16 protein-coding genes and 3 pseudogenes are annotated in these 16,847 nt (G+C 58.0%); 11 read left to right on the forward strand and 8 right to left on the reverse strand.

Features of this window, described 5'->3' with window-relative positions:
- Positions 1 to 284 precede the first annotated feature (284 nt).
- Both IVB48_RS41225 and IVB48_RS41440 read left to right on the forward strand, forming a co-directional pair.
- Positions 285 to 413, forward strand: a complete 129-nt coding sequence (locus tag IVB48_RS41225; RefSeq protein WP_256464700.1) for a hypothetical protein — start codon at positions 285 to 287, stop codon at positions 411 to 413.
- Between the two features lie 398 nt (positions 414 to 811).
- Positions 812 to 1,711: pseudogene (locus IVB48_RS41440) on the forward strand (DUF6538 domain-containing protein); the annotation flags it as partial.
- A gap of 522 nt (positions 1,712 to 2,233) precedes the next feature.
- Here the strand turns inward: IVB48_RS41440 and IVB48_RS32285 are convergent.
- Positions 2,234 to 3,127, reverse strand: coding sequence for an ImmA/IrrE family metallo-endopeptidase (locus tag IVB48_RS32285; protein ID WP_247406417.1), 894 nt, complete (start codon positions 3,125 to 3,127; stop codon positions 2,234 to 2,236).
- Positions 3,124 to 3,600 carry a helix-turn-helix transcriptional regulator gene (locus IVB48_RS32290; protein WP_247406420.1) on the reverse strand — a complete coding sequence of 159 codons (477 nt, stop codon included), beginning with the start codon at positions 3,598 to 3,600 and terminating at the stop codon, positions 3,124 to 3,126. Before IVB48_RS32290 ends, IVB48_RS32285 begins: the two co-directional genes overlap by 4 nt.
- Here IVB48_RS32290 and IVB48_RS32295 point away from each other — a divergent pair.
- The 6 genes from IVB48_RS32295 to IVB48_RS32320 are packed head-to-tail and all read left to right on the forward strand — an operon-like array spanning position 3,593 to position 6,816.
- On the forward strand, positions 3,593 to 3,835 hold the full coding sequence (locus tag IVB48_RS32295; protein WP_247406424.1) for a DUF2188 domain-containing protein: 243 nt from the start codon (positions 3,593 to 3,595) through the stop codon (positions 3,833 to 3,835). The genes IVB48_RS32290 and IVB48_RS32295 overlap by 8 nt on opposite strands.
- Before the next feature lie 18 nt (positions 3,836 to 3,853).
- Positions 3,854 to 4,150, forward strand: coding sequence for a hypothetical protein (locus tag IVB48_RS32300; protein ID WP_247406427.1), 297 nt, complete (start codon positions 3,854 to 3,856; stop codon positions 4,148 to 4,150).
- Entirely contained in the window at positions 4,137 to 4,532 is a 396-nt protein-coding gene (locus tag IVB48_RS32305; RefSeq protein WP_247406430.1) for an E2/UBC family protein, read from the forward strand. Before IVB48_RS32300 ends, IVB48_RS32305 begins: the two co-directional genes overlap by 14 nt.
- Entirely contained in the window at positions 4,532 to 5,911 is a 1,380-nt protein-coding gene (locus tag IVB48_RS32310) for a ThiF family adenylyltransferase (protein WP_247406431.1), read from the forward strand. Before IVB48_RS32305 ends, IVB48_RS32310 begins: the two co-directional genes overlap by 1 nt.
- Complete coding sequence (locus tag IVB48_RS32315) at positions 5,908 to 6,264, forward strand: DUF6527 family protein (RefSeq protein WP_247406433.1); 357 nt, start codon at positions 5,908 to 5,910, stop codon at positions 6,262 to 6,264. Before IVB48_RS32310 ends, IVB48_RS32315 begins: the two co-directional genes overlap by 4 nt.
- A 3-nt stretch (positions 6,265 to 6,267) precedes the next feature.
- The gene (locus tag IVB48_RS32320) at positions 6,268 to 6,816 is read left to right on the forward strand and encodes a hypothetical protein (protein ID WP_247406435.1); all 549 of its coding nucleotides are present in this window, start codon (positions 6,268 to 6,270) and stop codon (positions 6,814 to 6,816) included.
- Between the two features lie 267 nt (positions 6,817 to 7,083).
- Here IVB48_RS32320 and IVB48_RS32325 read toward each other — a convergent pair.
- Positions 7,084 to 7,395: pseudogene (locus IVB48_RS32325) on the reverse strand (zinc-binding dehydrogenase); the annotation flags it as partial.
- On the opposite strand from IVB48_RS32325, the pseudogene IVB48_RS32330 reads away from it, so the two are divergent.
- Positions 7,390 to 7,575 (forward strand): annotated as a pseudogene (locus IVB48_RS32330) (ISL3 family transposase); the annotation flags it as partial. The pseudogenes IVB48_RS32325 and IVB48_RS32330 overlap by 6 nt on opposite strands.
- 83 nt (positions 7,576 to 7,658) lie before the next feature.
- On the opposite strand, the gene IVB48_RS32335 reads toward IVB48_RS32330, so the two are convergent.
- From IVB48_RS32335 to IVB48_RS32345, 3 genes are all read right to left on the reverse strand, one after another.
- Entirely contained in the window at positions 7,659 to 9,002 is a 1,344-nt protein-coding gene (locus IVB48_RS32335; RefSeq protein ID WP_247406438.1) for an IS5 family transposase, read from the reverse strand.
- A 144-nt stretch (positions 9,003 to 9,146) separates the two neighbouring features.
- Entirely contained in the window at positions 9,147 to 9,725 is a 579-nt protein-coding gene (locus tag IVB48_RS32340) for a hypothetical protein (protein ID WP_247406440.1), read from the reverse strand.
- Between the two features lie 103 nt (positions 9,726 to 9,828).
- Positions 9,829 to 11,337, reverse strand: a complete 1,509-nt coding sequence (locus tag IVB48_RS32345; RefSeq protein ID WP_247406444.1) for a hypothetical protein — start codon at positions 11,335 to 11,337, stop codon at positions 9,829 to 9,831.
- 317 nt (positions 11,338 to 11,654) lie between these two features.
- Here IVB48_RS32345 and IVB48_RS32350 point away from each other — a divergent pair, with 317 nt between their 5' ends.
- Positions 11,655 to 12,389 carry a DUF4238 domain-containing protein gene (locus IVB48_RS32350; protein ID WP_247406446.1) on the forward strand — a complete coding sequence of 245 codons (735 nt, stop codon included), beginning with the start codon at positions 11,655 to 11,657 and terminating at the stop codon, positions 12,387 to 12,389.
- A 187-nt stretch (positions 12,390 to 12,576) separates the two neighbouring features.
- Here the strand turns inward: IVB48_RS32350 and IVB48_RS32355 are convergent, their stop codons facing one another.
- Positions 12,577 to 14,394, reverse strand: coding sequence for a hypothetical protein (locus tag IVB48_RS32355; protein ID WP_247406449.1), 1,818 nt, complete (start codon positions 14,392 to 14,394; stop codon positions 12,577 to 12,579).
- 541 nt (positions 14,395 to 14,935) lie between these two features.
- Between IVB48_RS32355 and IVB48_RS32360 the strand changes: the two genes are divergently transcribed.
- Positions 14,936 to 15,277 (forward strand): DUF6876 family protein, encoded by a 342-nt coding sequence (locus IVB48_RS32360; protein ID WP_247406451.1) that lies wholly within the window; start codon positions 14,936 to 14,938, stop codon positions 15,275 to 15,277.
- 1,065 nt (positions 15,278 to 16,342) lie between these two features.
- Here IVB48_RS32360 and IVB48_RS32365 read toward each other — a convergent pair.
- Positions 16,343 to 16,847 (reverse strand): transposase (locus IVB48_RS32365; protein WP_247396326.1); only part of this gene is annotated, 505 nt, incomplete at its 5' end.

Below are 16,847 nucleotides of genomic sequence, written 5' to 3' on the forward strand. Positions count from 1 at the left end.
ATGCGGGCGGGCGTCGGCGGAGGCGGTCGCATACAGCCGGCGACAAGCTCGATTCTCGACCCGACGGCCGACAGCATGCCGGCGAGGTCCGATCAGGTCCTATTGCGACGTCATTAACGCTCGACGCGAAGCACAGCCCGACTTTTTCATTTATCCATCGCGTGGATGCGTCTCATCACAACAATCTATTTTACGGTCCTTACGGAACGTCATACGAAATTCAGGCCCTGGCACGCTCTTCGGGAGAGGTAATCGAGCGTTGTTGGTTTTTGGGGACGTACCAAATGCTGCTGTGCGACGGCAAACTGCCGCTTGTGTTTCAGGGCACGGCAGCCAAACCGGCGCAGGATCCCATCTCGGTCAAGGCACTGCCGTCCCAACCGGACAGCGGGCGAGTGGTGGAAAAGTCGTGAAGTTTCCGACAGGAGCGGAAGGCAAACGGCTCCAGATTTCGCGCGGAGTGATATCCGTTTCTCCTTGTTTGACGGCGAATGCCCTCGCCGAAGATCGATCGGCGGTAAGTCCTCCCTGCCGACGAAAGCTGGTGCGATGCGTAAAGCAGCGTCGTTCCTGCGTGACTTTCGCCTGGCCTCCGGAGGAGGCCGGGCTTTTTTTGGTGCGCCAGGCATGGCGCGGACCGCCGTGACTGGCGCGATTCGACCGGAGTGGTGTCCGGTCGATGACTTGGAGGTCAGAGTCCTTTCCTGGGCACCATCGCTCTCCTAAGAGCGTGAAATCCAAAGCAGATTAGCAAATTCAACGGCTTACCCGCTCCTCAGTGGTACAGAAGGGTGGTACAATGCCGTTGGCTATGTCGCGTCCGTGGAAGCATCCCAAAACTGGAATCTATCAGCTCCGGAAAGCCGTTCCGGAGGATCTGCGTAAGCTTCTTGGCAAGCGCGAGGAAAAGGTAAGCCTTCAGACGCGCGATCCTTCTGAGGCAAAGGTGCGGCATGCGAAAGCGCTTGCCGAACTCGAAGCTCGCTGGGCGAATTTGCGCGCTGGCCCGGTGCCTCTGACCGAGCGGGAAGCGCATCGTCTTGCCATGGTCGCCTATGAGCGATGGCTGGAGCAGTACAGGGATAACCCAAGCCAGCAGACCAACTGGGATACCGTTGCAGGGGCACGCCTATTTGGCCCCCCACAGGCCAGGGAAGAGCTCCTGGCTGCGAGCCAACGGGCGTTAGACGGTGCCCCGGAGCTGCCCGAGGACAAGATCTTCCGGATGGAGCAAGCGTGTGTGGACGCTGCAAACGGCTATCTGACGAGCAACGGGATTATCGTCGACGATCAGAACCGCCGAACCATGGCGAGTGCGCTAGGCGCGGCCATTCAGCGTGCAAGTCTGAGTTTGGCGAAGCTTGCAAGAGGGGAAGGCGAAGACTCGCCTAGACCTCAGGTGATTCGGTTCCCGCAATGGCCGGCACGGGCGGAGCAGGCGAAGAATGATGTCAACAGCGCCGCCTTAGAAGATTCACTATCGGCACTGGTCGAGCATTGGTGGAAGGAGGCGAAGGCTGCTGGTCGCAAGCAGAGCACCTACGAGAGCTACCGCAACACTGTGGCGAAGCTTGTGGGGTTCCTGAAGCATGACCAAGCGAGCCGCGTGACGCCGCAGGACATTGTTCGGTACAAGGATCACAGGCTTCAAGGCGGCGCCAGCGCGAAGACGGTCAAGGATAGTGACCTCGCGGGGCTAAAGACGGTTTTCGGCTGGGCAGTCATGAATCGACGGATGGCCAGCAATCCTGCCGAAGGGCTCACCATCAAGATCGGAAAGTCACGCAAGCTCAGGTCGAAGGGCTTCTACGACCAGGAGGCATCCGCCATTCTCAAACACGCCCGGAGTTTTGCGGCGGGCAGGGAGGCGCCGAAGCTGGCGGCAGCCAAACGGTGGGTGCCATGGTTGTGCGCCTTCACTGGGGCGCGGGTTGGCGAAATGCTTCAACTTCGCAAGGAGGACGTTCGACGCGAGGGAAAGCACTGGGGCGTGCACGTGACGCCCGAAGCCGGCCCCGTGAAGACGGACGAAGCCAGAGACGTCGTACTGCACCGGCAAATCATTGAGGAGGGCTTTCTGGAGTTCTACGAGAACTCAAAGAGCGGCTATCTCTTCATAGACCCCAAAGCCGGCGACCTTGGCGTCCGCAAGGCGGTGAAGACCGCGCGAAATAAGGTCAATGCTTTCGTGCGTGAGGTTGTGAAGGACCCAAACGTAGATCCACCCAATTCGTCACCGCCTGAAGCGTGGTGTCCAGCTTTCGATAAGAGCGTCTTCGTCATCTTCCGGCTCTTCCGCTTCAGCCCGCAAACTCAGGTTTTTGCAGGTAAGGATCGTGAGTGTCCGGCCATACTGGCCGAGGCCGACCACTTCTTCTGTCACACGGTAAATGCGATCTCCGCCTAGCCAGTCGTTCAAACGTCCTTCGTCCGATTCACGCTGGCCTGACGATACGTTGTCGGGGTTCGCATTGAATCGCGCCGTGACTGTACCCGCCGGCACGGGCGTATCCTTGCGGATCCAGCTCAGGCCTTTCGCCTGTTTGAGCCCATCGGACATGAAGCACCAGTCGATTGCATCTCCGGTGCTGGATAGAACGGCGATGCCGTCCGACGTGAGCGCGCTATAGCGGATCGCTGTGGCGGTCAGCGATGTTTCGCACGCCTTGCAAAGAGACTCGACACAGGCCAGGCCGGGATCGTGATCCGCGATTGCCTTTTTGAACGGAAGTTCCGGCATCAGCAGCGCGGCAGCGAAGTAATCCGCTTCCTGCTCGAATGGATCACCTGAAACGAATCCTGCGTGTGATTGATGCACGCCGGTCGTGAGCAGCGTTTCGGGGTGGCCTTCGATGCAGTAGTGCCCCAGCTCGTGGCTGATGCTGAATCTCTGAAAGCCCCGGCTTGGGATGTGCGTCGCGTACAAGATGCCGAAATTGTCGCCAGCTTTAATCAGCATGCCGGATACGCCGGAGGCCGTGTCCGGCTTCGCTTTCACGACGATGCCCTTGCTGGCGGCGATTGCTTCGGGATCCACCCAGAGGCCATCGATCGTCATCTGCCGCAGCACCGAACTTGCCGCTGCTTCGGCCAGACTGCGACGTGCGGGGCCGGGCTTCCGGGTCATTCGCCTTCTTTGACGCCCCGCCTCACGAGGAGATCGACGAACTCAGTCGCAAGCTTCAGGTCCTGCTCGGTGAGCTTCCCGAGATCGCGATGCAGACGACCGACCGTTGCTGCCGATGCTTCGGGCGTGTCGGCGCGTCCCAACAAGTAGTCCGTCGTGACGTCAAGTGCGGTCGCCAGCGCCTTCAGGTTATCGAAGGATGGCTTTCGCGGACCCGATTCAAAATGGGACACAGAGGCAGGCGGCAGGCCAGCTCGTGCGGCCAGTTCGGCCTGGTTTAGCCCCCGTAAGGCGCGGGCAGCCTTGAGGCGTTCTTTAAAGATATCAATAGGTTCGTTGGTTGGCATGGCATTTTCGACATGTGGAACTTGACGAAACCGCCAATCCCAGTCATCCTCATGGCGGTCGTGGCAATCATGCCATGGCGGAATCGCAAGGCGCAAGCCCTGAAACATGGAGTTGATGATGTCCAAGAACGATCGGTTCGTCGTCCGGCACGGCGATGATTGGGCCGTGAAGAAGGGCGGCGTCGCCGCACCGGAGAGCGTGCACCACAGGCAGAGCCGCGCCGAGCAGCAGGCCAAGTCCACGGTCCGTGGCCTCGGCGGCGGCGAAGTGCGCATCCAGGGTCGCGACGGCAAGTGGCGCGATTCGGACACTGTTGCTCCGGGCCGTGACCCGTTCCCGCCGCGCGACAAAAAACACTAACAAACAGGAGAAGGTGAAATGGCGAATGGAAATGAAGGACACGGCGCTGGCAACCCGGGTCATGGTGGCGGCAACGACGAGGTGACCATCCACATCGACAAAAAGCAGTACAAGTCGCCGAGCCCGACGACGGGTTCGGCGCTGTACCTGCTGAGTCAGGTCGCTGCCGGTTACGACCTGTGGCGCGAAGCGCACGGCCAGGGTGACGACGAGCAGATCGCCAACAATGCGACGCAGGTCGTGCTGAAGAATGGCGATCACTTCTATACGGCCCAGTCCTCGCTCAATCCGGGGGCGCGCCGTGACGGTCACTGATGTCAAAGAGTTGTTGCCAGAAGCCGACAGGGATTTTCTGTCCGCCGCCGGCTACGACCATACAATCGAACGCGTCGGCCAGCAGGTTCACATCGTAATCCGGAACTTCCCGCTGCCGCGTTACAAGCCGCAGAGCGCCGATCTGCTGATTATCGTTCCGAGTGGCTACCCGAACGCGAAACTCGACATGTTCTGGACTTTTCCGGACGTGTTCTTACCGAACGGCGGCATTCCGTTGAAGGCTGACGTGCATGAACAGCACGGCGAGCGGAACTGGCAGCGCTGGTCGCGGCACATCGCCGATGGAAAATGGCGGCCCGGCGTAGACAACCTCCGTAGCTACATGACCACGGTCAAGTCCGAGCTTGCGAAAGGCCTTTGATGCGCTACTCGGTCACTTTTCTCGAAAAAGATTGCCAAGCGCTCGAGGCGCATATCGCGGCCAGCACCGACGAACAGGCCGCGTTTTTGATTTGCAGGATTTCCCAAACCGACAACGAGACCAGGTTGCTCGTGCGCGCGTGCATCCTGGTGACCGGCGATGACATCATCGAGCAGTCGCCCGTGCACATGAAGATTGCACCCCGCGCCTATACAAGCGCGATGAAGCGCGCGAACGACGAGAAGTCCTGCCTGCTCTTCGTCCACTCGCACCCCAACGGCCATGCCGACCATTCCGGCCAGGACGACATCGAGGAAAAAAAGCTATTCAGGACCGCTTACACCCGCATCCGGACGCAAGGTGTTCACGGCTCACTGGTGCTGACCCGTCAGGGCTTCTCGAGCGCCCGCGTGTGGCTGCCGGATGGATCGACCGCAGCTATCGAGCGTATCCGCATCATTGGACGGCGCGCCCGGTTTTGGTTCCCGAAATCCGGGACAGTGGAAGTGCTATCCTTCTTCGACCGCCAGGTCCGGGCATTCGGCCCGGACATCCAGCGGCTTCTGTCGCGCCTGCGCGTCGGCATCGTTGGAGTTGGCGGCACCGGCTCATGCGTCCTCGAACAGCTCATCCGGCTCGGCGTCGGAACGATCATGATTTCCGATGGCGAGATGTTCGAGTCATCGAACGTCAACCGCGTTTACGGGTCTCGCGTCGTTGACGACACCCTCGCTAAGATCAAGATCGCGCAGCGGCTGACCGCAGATATTGGTCTGGGAACCAAGATCGAGCTGATCGACAAGCCGGTCTCGTACCAGTCTGCGCTGAAGAGATTCCGCGAATGCGACATCGTCATGGGCTGCACCGACGACGAGCTCGGGCGCTCTTTGCTGAATTCCTTCGCGATCTACTACTACGTTCCGGTCTTCGACATGGGGGTGAAGATCGATTCAGAAGACGGCGTCATTCGCTCTATTCAGGGCCGTGTCACCACTCTGATGAACGGAGCGGCCTGCTTGCATTGCCGTGGCCGCATCTCTGCTGAACGCGTGGCGGCGCAGGCGAAGCGCGAGACGGATCCCGAAGGCGCAAAAGCGCTGGAAGATGAAGGTTACCTGCCCGAACTGGGTGATCCGGCACCAGCGGTCGTCGCATTCACCACCACGATCGCTGCCGGTGCTGTGACCGAAGTTCTGCATCGCTTGACCGGTTTCATGGGCCCGGATCGCGAAAGCACCGAGGTCATCTACCTCATCGATGAAGCCCGGATACGCACAAACAACCTTGCATCGCGGCATGATTGCTTTTGCGTGGACAGCTATCATTGGGGCCGGGGCGATGTTCGTCCCTTCCTGGACACGACCTGGCGCACCGAATGAAAAACCTGATTACCCGGCTGTGGAGTTTCTGGCTCTATCTCTGGAGCCTGCGGCCCTGGTCTCGACGACGCCACGAGATAGCGACGATTGTCCAGGTCCGCAGCCGCTCCGAGCTTCCAGAGAGGCTGGGGCTTGCGCTTTACATCGTGGGCGATCCCGCGAAATGGGCGATCCTGCAATGTCCATGCGGATGCGGCGACACAATCGACGTGAACCTAATGCGATCACGCAATCCCGTCTGGCAGTTCTCTGTTGTAAACGGAAAGCCGAGTTTCCATCCGTCACTTTGGGTGCCTGCAGAAAGATGCGGCGCTCACTTCTGGATCAGGTACGGAAAGATCATCTGGGTGTAGCAAATGGCTCAAATCTTGATCCTTGGATGGGGCTCCCTTATCTGGCGTCCGGATAAACTGAAAACTGTCGGTGACTGGTCGCTCGATGGCCCGACACTGCCAGTCGAATTCTCGCGCATCTCAAACAACAAGCGCCTGACACTCGTCATCGACGAAACTAACGGCGTCCCGGTAAAGTCTCGGTTTGTTCGCAGCGCCTGCGGAACACTTGAGGATGCAATCGAGAACCTCCGTGTTCGTGAAGGTGCGCCATCTTCGAAGGGCATTGGTTACGTCGATATCAATAATGGAAGTTTCAGCGGCACCGCGCTTGAGCGACACAAAGCGACCGCACACGAAATTGCTAAGTGGGGCAAGACGAGGGACGCAGACGCCGTCATCTGGACAGCCATCGGACCACGCTGGCCGTTCGAAGGGAGCTTCAGCGTGGAAGCTGCGGCTAGGTATCTGTTGAACTTGCAGGAACCGATCGCGCACAAGCGCATGAGTTCGTCTGCAGAGCGCCCCAGGAAATCGAAACGCCAGTTCGAAAGCGATTCTAGGATCTTCTGAAGTGATAGTCGGGCGCATCGGCAAATTTCCGACCCGCTCGCCGGAAGCACTCGCATTAGGTCCGGCTGCCATGGTTCAGAGTTAATTCGCTTCGCCCACTGCTCTCCGTTTTGCTGTCCTCCGCCTTGAACGCTCGTTTAAGACACCGCTGACATCGCAGGGACCGCCGCCCCGCTATCGTCTGGCTTGCCAATCACCAAGCGCGGAATTGTCAGCGGTGTCCCTGAAACCACGAAATCAAAAACCGCGTCACTAATGGTGACGTCGAAACGTGCTGTCAATGACGGCACGGATAGCTCCGTTGTCGAGCAGGCGTCCAAGTTCGGCGAGTTGCCTGCCATTGGAGCGCACCTGCGTCGCGGATACCGCCACGCTGATCTTCTCTGCCTCCCCGTGGCCCGAGAAGCCCAATGGAAAAACTGGGAATAGTGCGCCGCCACGCTTGAGCGTACGAAAGAACCGGCCTGCGGTAGGCCCGCCCAAGGCATCGAGCACCAGATCGAAATCGCGCATGGCTTCTTCGGGGCTAGTCCTCTTGTAGTCGATGAGTTCATCGGCACCGAGTTCTCGCAGATCCGCGGCGAACGTACCGATGTCTTTCGAACCTGGCAAAGTTCGTTGGATCTGCATTTGCCATGTCTCGATAACCAATGGGGTGTCCGACTTCGAAGCGGGGCTGAACTCTGGCGCCGCCTAGCAGCGCGCGGCTTCCGCGGCTCGCTCCGCGTCGTCAGCGAGTGGGCGACCCGCAGACGACAGGCTGTTCGGCTGCAAGCTGCTCTGCCTTATCACGCCTTCCGCGCCGCAACGCCTTCGCGAGTCGTCCGTGAAGAACGCTAATTTCAGGCCGGATTGATCGTCGGCCCCACGAAGAGAGCGCTGAGGATTTGGCGCAACAAAATCCTCAGCCAGCGGATCAGGCGGCGGAAGTTGTAGCCGACGGCGGCGAGGACGGCGTTGTTGGCATCGCCGCGCCGGAACCAGAGATAGTTGCGGCCCATGCGATGCTCAGCTTTGAGATGGCCGATGACGGGCTCGACGGCGGACCTGCGACGGAGTTCACGCTTGATCTGTGGCGTTACCCCTCGCTTCTGGCCGGAGAGGAAGACCCTGAACTTGTAATGGGGTGGTGCATTGTGGCCGCGGTAGCCCTTGTCTGCGAGGATGCGCGCGATGGTGTTGCCGACCAGCGCCTCCATGTCCGGGATCACGGTTTCCAAGGTGTGGCCGTCATATGGATTGCCGGGCAGCGCCTTCACGTGGGTAACGAACTGGCCGCCCTTGCAGTGCTTGAGGGTGGTGGCAACGCTGACCTTGACGCCGAACTCGTAAGGCCGATGGGCCTTGCCTTTGCCGATGCATTCGACTTCCGGTGCATGCAGGGAATAGACCTTCGGCCCGCGTTGACGTTGCTGCTGCTCGCGCACGCGGCGAGCCAGCAACAGCAGCCTGGTGAACGCTGCATCGAGCCCGCCATTGCCCTCGATCTTGCGCCCGATGTCGCGGATGACGCGGCCGAGGTAGGTGCGCAGCTTCCTGAGCATCCGGTTGGCGCGCTTGAACTGTTTGGCATGGGCATAGCGCTGATGCTGGATCAGGGCGAACTTGCCCACCCGTGCATAGGACTGGCGCAGATTCACCCCATGGCACTGCGCCAGCCGCACCAGCTTCTCGCGCGCCCGGTTCAGAAGCTTGGCATCGGTGGGGAACGTCACGTTCTTGGGCTGCACCGTGGTGTCGATGATCACCCGTGACAGCTCGGACGGCTTGATCGCCATGGTCCTGGTGGCAACCGACAGGCTCTCCTGCAGCAGCGCCTGCAGCCGTTCCTCGCCCATCCGGTTGCGCCAGCGCGTCAGTGACGAGCGATCGAACACCAGCCGGTGCTGGAAGAACTCCTCGCCGCAGAAGAATTGGTAGTAGGGATTCTCGACCCAGCGCTCGCACAGCACTTCGTCGGACAGGTCATAGGTGTGCTTGAGGATGGCCAGCCCCGCCATCAATCGCGTCGGCAGTGGCGGGCGGCCCGGGTCATCCGTGTAGACCGCGCCAAACTCCCGTTCCAGGAACTCCCAATCCACCGTGCGCCCCAGCGCCACCAGCGGATGCTTCAGGTCGAAGATCTGATCGAGCCGGGACCGGAACAGATCCTGCTCTCCCGTCTCCCGCCGTTCCGGTGGCCGCATCTGGTCCCCCCGCCAAATCGTTCAATGGCGAGTGAATCACAAATCAAATTTGCAAGGAATCCCCTTCGCTGCACCCGATTCCCGGCAAGCTCAATTAGCCCAGTGCGCCGTTTCCAGATTCTAAATCAACGACTTGGGAATTCTTCACGGACGACTCGCGATTTTCTTTTCCAACAGTTCGTATTTTGCCGCGTCCTTTATCAGGACGGCCGAAGGAGGAATATAAAGCGGAATGCAATGTGCGAGCGCGTGACGAAAATCTTCGAGTTGTGCGAACCATGGATTGAGCGACACGAGATGTTCTCGGAACTTGGTCGGCAAGGAACGCCGGATTATTCGACAATTTTTCGATAACCCGATGTGCGTTGCGGCGATAGCCTCTCCTTTGTCGGTCGTCAATTTTTGTTCGCAGACCCAAATCCAAGCGATGTTGTCCACGCAAGCGAAGGCATTGAAAATGAACGCTTGGATTTGAATGACTGCATCGACCAACTCGTCCATCGACGGCTCATCCTCGACTTCCGGCGGAAGAATGGCGAAGACGTTCTTTAGGCATAGCTCCATGGTTCTGAGGCGACGCGAGACACCATGGGCCGCGAATTCTTGAGCACGCGGAACTTGATAGGATTGCGACAACAGCGCTTCAAGGACAGCGATCCGCTTTGCGGTCGTGTCGGCAAGCTCGACATAAAACTCGTCGATCGTGCTTTGTGCAAAATACACTCGTCCGCTCCATGCCGGCCGAACCGAAAAACCGTCAGACGTGGCAGGTTAAACTTTCCGGCACGATTGAGCCATCGCCTCAGCTTAAAATCGCAACGCAGCTTCAGGCGGCTGTCTCTAGCACAGAAGCAGCCTCGGCCAGAGGATGGCGCAAGAAGTGCTCGAACAGCGTATCGTTGATGAGTTTCTGCTTGCCCGCCCGCGCAAGCGCCAGAACGGCTTGACCATCTTTCCAATCGATTGGCAGCCGCGTGCGCTGTATTTTCTCGTTGGCAAGAAGCGCCAGAGCGTCGGCGCTGAAAATGCCGGACGTCCAGAGTTCGAAACGTCTATCCGCCTCGCGAAGCGTTGGCTGGCTCTGGATATACGCATTGAATATTGGGATGCGCCGCAGCCAGTCCTGAACTTCGTCGACCTCTACGATGCCGCCCGGCTGCTTTCCTTTGCATTCGATAAGCACGCAACCGGCCGATTGTTCAGTCACGCCAATAATATCGATATCGGCGTGCTTACCCGTTTTTTCGTCGAAGGCGTTCTTGCCGATATCGATCGAGACTGTTGATCTCCGCAGCAAGTGTGCTGACAGAAGATGAAACAATATCCCACGAAGATTACCCGCTTTGCCTTCAATCGAGGACAGTTCGCGAATATACTCTTCGAGACGTTCCGGATAACCGGACACCATTGCAGCTGCATTGTTCAAAGTTTTGAGCAGATTGCGCATCGATTCTGCTACCCGGACACCGAATAGAGTTTCGTGCGTCACCATGACGATCCCGGCTTTGTGGCCTTCGGTCAGTGCCGTCGATGTAAACGAATCGGCTAGCAAGATAGGGAATATGCCCATCCCTTTGAGGGAAGCCTTCGACATACGGGCTTTCCGGATGAAATATTTGATATGAAATTCGTCAAGCGTACCGTCCGCGAAAACGTCGGCAACCAGGAATCCAGGCTGCGCATCCCCATTACGTAACGGAAGTATATAGCTGGGACCCGTCAGATCCCACACGAACGGACCGACCTGGCGCGACCTGGCATCGCCTCTGATGGCGATCGAGTTATAACTTGCGAAGCCGGTCTTTCGCGTCCATTCCCTAAGCGCATCGAGAAGAACGCCCTCGGCGAGTGCCCTTGCTCTCCGCGTAGTTGTTCCAACGGTTGGTCCAGCTCCAGTGATAGCGTAACAGCTGTCCGGCAGATCAAAGGACGTCATGAAGCCAGCATCTATCAGCTGGGAAGCAACACGATCTGCCGACACTTGACCTTTCTGCGCAACTGGCGCGCCGCTGATTACAGGGAAATCCTCCTTCAGGACGATGCCACCGCGCGCCAGCATACCGTCGATCGCGGCCCCATACACTGAGTTAGTCTCGCGGAGATCGCGGAGAAAATTGGTCCAGAAGCGCTCGGTGTTGCGATCCACCAGCCGATAAAGGAAGGCTTCTCGTTTCGGAAGCAGCGGTATAGGAAAGCGGACAACCGGCTTCACGATCCGCGAAAGCCGCTTACGAGCAGCGTCCGGATTTAAACCGTGCTGCTCCTGAAGAAGCTCTGCTATCAGCGAAGACCGGCTCGGCCCGTGAGCCATCAAAACATTGGCTATATCGTCCATGTCACACTGCTTAATTTATTAATGTTACTACCTCGTCGGGCCTCGCTTTTCAATGACAATACCGGAGTCAACAAAATCAATGGCTTAGAAGGCAAAAAGTGAGAGGGTCGCTTTAGATCATGTCACGGAGATGCTTTCAGTCGGTCGTCCGGCACGACGGTGCAGACGAAAACCCCGTCTTCCAAGACGTCATTAGATGTCTGCTTATTCCGTCCTGGCTGGATGCTCATCGCGCTCACTTGCGGCACGCACCGGCATTTACCAACCAGGCTCCACTCGCCAGCACTCCGGTTCGGCGACTCTGGTAGATATCAGAGATGACCCAGAATCAGCACTACGTTCCCAAGTTCATCTTGCGACAGTTTCTGGCCGATACGGACGGCGAGCGCGTAGCTGTTTACGACAAGCAAACGGATAAGACGTTCGTCACTTCCATTCGAAACGTCATGCCAGAAACCCGCCACGGAAAACTCACTCAAACGCGCTCATCTCCTCAGCATACGAAACAGCATCGGCGAATTCGCGCAGATAATCGGCACAAAGGATTTTCTGCTAGCGGCGCCCGCCGACGGACGCAGCTTTTATCTTGGGGAGTGTGCCTCAACAATATGCAGACGTTCGGCCCCTATGGAAACCTTGGCCTTGCCGTCACAGGCATCGAAATCTACATGCCCTTGGCTTCTGATCTGCTACTTTGCGCCTGGTGTCCCTCACTTCTTTCCGCGCTTCGTTCGGACTACGAAAGCGCCGCTCGACTCCGGCAAACCGAGGCACTAGGCCGGGTGATGGCGGGCACAATGACGGCACGACAAATGAAGGAATCGATGGAGCGCTTCCACGCAACGAACCAGCCCGCAGCTTCTCTTTTGCGTGACGCGGCAGAAGGCATACCCGTATCGTCGAACCAAGATAACATGGACTATTACAATTCACTGCAAACATCGTTTGCCTCTCGCTACGTGGTCTGCCAACAGGCAGACTTCGCGTTAGCAAGGACGTTTTGCCTTGAAAACCCCAATGCCAAGCACGGTCGTCGAATGGGCGCAGCTTAACGTACAAGTGCCTCGCGGAGCTTGGTGAATGTCGGGCGCGTCCGCATGCCTTGACCGGGCTCTACTGTGAGATGTCACACTGACCTTCGCCTTCACTATGACCGGGGTAGCAGCAACGCCTATTTGGGTCTTGCGGTGACCATTGCAGGCCTGTTTTTCTGGCAACGCCCTCCGCTGAAGACGGCATTTACGGCTGGCAAACAACCATTCCTATTGCGCCGACTTCGGAGCATGCACCGAAGAATGACTGAAGCAACCAATATAGTTGGACGAAAGACGGCGCAGGCCTCTGACCGTTCTGAATGGCTAGGAACGCATCCGCCACTGCCTGCCTGCTCAATGAGGACGTCACGATGACGGCGCGTCGGCGCGCGTCGGGGGCTGTTCTTGCTCGGCGCAGTATAGCTGCGAGATCCATCTCGCCCGACCGGATAGTTCTTTGTATTTGTGTCGCCTGACCAGGCGCGTTGTAAAGAGTACCCCACAATTCCAATTTTGCCTGCATCCGTTCATCGGGAAACATCATGTTTCCCAAATTTTTGGTCGCTTGGCTGACTGAAACGTGAAAAGGGCTGGCTCCGAGGGACAACACACCATGCTTTGCGTGATAAAAAGATATTTGCGTGAGGCCGCCGTCTTCAGTGATGCCAATGAAGTCCGCCCACTCATCGCCGAGATCATCACATAGCAAGGTCGCGTCGCGGGCGGCGATATGATCGACGATTGCGCCAAAACTCGATGTCGGCTCGAATCCGGTCTGAGCTGCTGTAAAGATGCCTTTCTCGCTGGTAACGCCCACCAAAGATGCATCCGTGGTCAAGTATCTTAAGAACGATTCCCCGCCATCCAGCAGCGTCTCATCTCGAAAGACTTGACCGTCGATATAGGCCAACCGCACATCATCAAAAAGAACGATGAGCGCATCGATCTCGTCGAGATACTCGCGAAGCGTCTTACGTTCACTATCTTCACCCAAAAGAGCGTCCAGGCTCTCTACAAAAACGTCAGAAGCCGGCGGTAAAGACAAAGAGCGAAGCGCGATGCGGTTCTTGTTCAAGCTGATCGACGCCGCCTGATCACCAATACCAGGAATCCGGGCGAGTCTGACGCGGTCGTCGCCCTCTATGTTCAAAACCTGCTCGAGCTGCTCTATCAGGGCGGTCAATGCACCAGCGGTTAGCTCGACTGCATCTTCTTCTTCCAATCGAACCAGCCGAATGGTCGCTTGCTCGCTGGCCAGCGCTCCTGTCAGCTTATTCGTATCCATGGCCAACGTGATGGGCGCAGACTGTTGCAGGGCCTCCGTTAAGGACACGGGTCGAGCAAACGAGCGGATGAATGGTGAAATGTCCGCGTTATCCACCCGAAGTTCATCGATTACGCCCTTGGCGAACGCGATGAAACCGGGAAGATCGGCCCGTGCAGAACGAATGCCAATGCGTCCTGTGCTGGGTGTCGCGGTGCTTTGATTGCCATCTGCGATAACGCTATAGGTTCGCGGTGCATATCTGCGACTACCTGCCGGTCCAACGACGTTGGCAAGATCCTGAGCTTCGAGAGTCTTGGTCCGCATTGCGTAAGGCGAGATCGACATGTTGCGCATGGTCATCCGCTGGAAGATCGCGTCTGCCTTGGCAATTGCCCCCTCAACGCGCGTAGTCTCGACGGATGAAAAGTGATCCGTCTTGAATGAGATCGGGAGACTCAGCCGAGAGGAGAGGACCGCTACGTATCCCTGGTACTCGACCAACAGCAGAAGACCGCAAAGGCTCTCTCTGATCGCAGTGCGCTCTTCCAAGAAGGAAGGTGGACTATCATACTTGAAGCACACGGCTGACCATCGAGTGCCATCGAGCCGCTGTCGAGTGTGCTTGAATTCATTGTGTGCCGTTACACCATGATTAGCGCGCAACAACACGAACAAGCTCTCGATGGCCTTGTCTGACAATTTCTTTCGGATCGAATAAAAATTCGCAGATGTCGGAACGGATAGATCATCTATCATTTCAAATACCCACCCAATGCATGGATATTGCGCAGTGGCCTGAAAGAAGTCGAGTCTTCCGTAGAGTTCGCATCATTACGCCATCGTCGACTTTCAATAATAGCCAGAATCGGAGCTTTAGTTGTGGGCTTTGGGCGCGTCCGATGGACCGGGCTCTATTCGCCGACGCTCACCGGGCCAACCCGTTGCCGCGGAAGGCGGAACGTTTGTCCCGACCATTCGGTGACGATCCCTCGCGGAAGTGCATATTGAGCCGTTCGCCGGAGGCACTCGCATCAGGGGCCCGCCGTGTCCGGGCGTCGCTATCACTGCCCCGGACGACGGGTGCCTTCTTAACCGGTCTCGCGGCTGCACTCGGTCCCGCGTCCCGCCTGCGGCGGCGCTATGCTGACGCTCCTGCGGGTGCCTCCTTTCCAAGCCTAGCGGCTGAAGCTTAGGGGCGCTGCCCCTCGGCGCACCGCAAAGACAATCCTTGGGCCGTGGCTCGGCTTCGCCTGCGCCCGCACACCCTTTACGGATTCTCTCTTGCGGTTTGCACAACATGACTGACCAACGATTATCCAATTTGAAAGATTTCAACGGTTCGGAGGAATGGTACCGCCGCCCGCTCAACCGGCGCATCACCTTCACGCAAGGGGCGCGATACGTTGCCGATCAAGTTGGTGCTTACTGGTTGCTTGACGAGATTGCGATCGCTCAGGTCGGGACCCCGTTGGTCAAGGCTCAGCCGTTTCAGGTGTGGAAACTGCAGGTGTCAGGGAGTCGAGCGATCCTGTTGTGCGAAGACGGGAATGATGCCGCGGTCTTCACAAAGGAGATCGCATTCAGGCAGATCTGCCTGCGGAGCGTCGGAGGAAATGGTGTTTGGACGGGTTCCTGGTGAGGTGGGTCGTTATTCTCGAACAAGCGCCTCGGTGATATCGAACCCCTGGGGTCTCTCGTCTTCCTCACACTTGACGTGAGCTAACGAAGCGGAGGCAGCGCTGGAAACTCGGCGAAGGTTACCGCGAAAGGTTTGAGCGTAAGACGAGCGGCCAGGTTTTGGTGGACGAAAGTTGGAGCGGCTTGCGTCTGACTCGTCCCGCGTGAGGATCGTGTAAAGCCAACTGGCTTGAGCGTCGGTGATGAAGGCTTGGTCCCGATATCGTTCGATCCTATGTAGTATAGCCTCAAGGAAGTTCAATTCTTTCGCGGTCAGGGTGGTGCCGTTCATGGTCGCGTTGATGCGCCTCTCTAATTTGTGGGCGCCGTCTCCGATAATCATGTGGGTGTTCCTGGATCATTGCGCTCGATGAAGTTCTCGATATGCAGATATAAGAGCGTACGGCTCGGATGAATTCTTCGCGGTTGGGATAGGAATTGATCGAGCGATTAAGCGAAGCGGTTGCGTTGCTCGTCTCTTTAGTATCGAAAATTGGTGGACGTCGGAGGGAGGTTTCTGTGCCTCGAAGAGGCACAGCTTCGCCTGCGAGGGCGAAGCTGCTGATTGAAGGCCGCGCTCGAAAACCGGAGCCACGCCGTCGGTCAGTCTTCGGATAAGCGCACCCTGTTACGGGAAGGCCGGGGTCAGCCGGTCGACCTTTACGCGCCGCTTCATCTGGCGGGACTACTGCGCAACAAATCCGTCATTGCGCAGCGTCTGTGGGTCGGGATTCACCGGAGCCCACTCCTGCTATCAGCTTTGACACTGTCAGCTTTTGCCGATGCCTTTCGGCTGTGTCCGCTTAATCTCCACTGCTTGGCTAGCTTGAAGGGCGGAGCCCGTTGGGGGCTGGCTATGTGCGGCGGCAAGCCAACGATGTGAATCCTATGTACGGGCGAAGCCTAGCAGTCTGCTGAAAAATCTTGAAATGGAGAATTTTCATTTTCCGCCGGTCGTTTTTGGAGCGGCGCGGTAGAGTTGGATGTAATTTCTAGCTTGTTATTGAGTGTGCCCGGCGCGGGGTGGCTATGCGGCGAGCAGTTTTGGAATTCGGATCAGGTTATAGGCGATCAGATTAAGCAGGAAGTCGGCGGCGACGCGAGCGATGCCCCGATGTTTGGTCTTGCGCATGGTGCCATGCTGCTTGCCCCATCCGAAAATGCACTCGACCATCGCCCGGCGTGATTGCGACATGCCGTATCCCGGATGCCGCGTGGTTCGTTCGTCGATCGCGCTGTTACGGTTCTTGCCGGTTTTGGTGATGGCCTGGTTCTGTGTCACATGCGGCGTCACGCCGATGGCGCGAAGATTGGCGACATGATCGGCCGTATCGTACGCCTTGTCCTCACCAGCCGTGATGCGGCGACCTGCGGCTTTGCGTCTCGCCTTCAGCATGACCTCCGCAGCCCGGCGTTCGGCGGTGCCATTGGCATGCGTGACCCTGCCGGCCACCGCCAGCCCATGCCGGTTCTCCATGGTGGCGTGGCCCATATAGCAAAGCTTGGCCTCCCGTCCGGCCGCCTTGCGATAA

The sequence above is a fragment of the Bradyrhizobium sp. 76 genome (assembly GCF_023073025.1).
GTDB lineage: Bacteria > Pseudomonadota > Alphaproteobacteria > Rhizobiales > Xanthobacteraceae > Bradyrhizobium.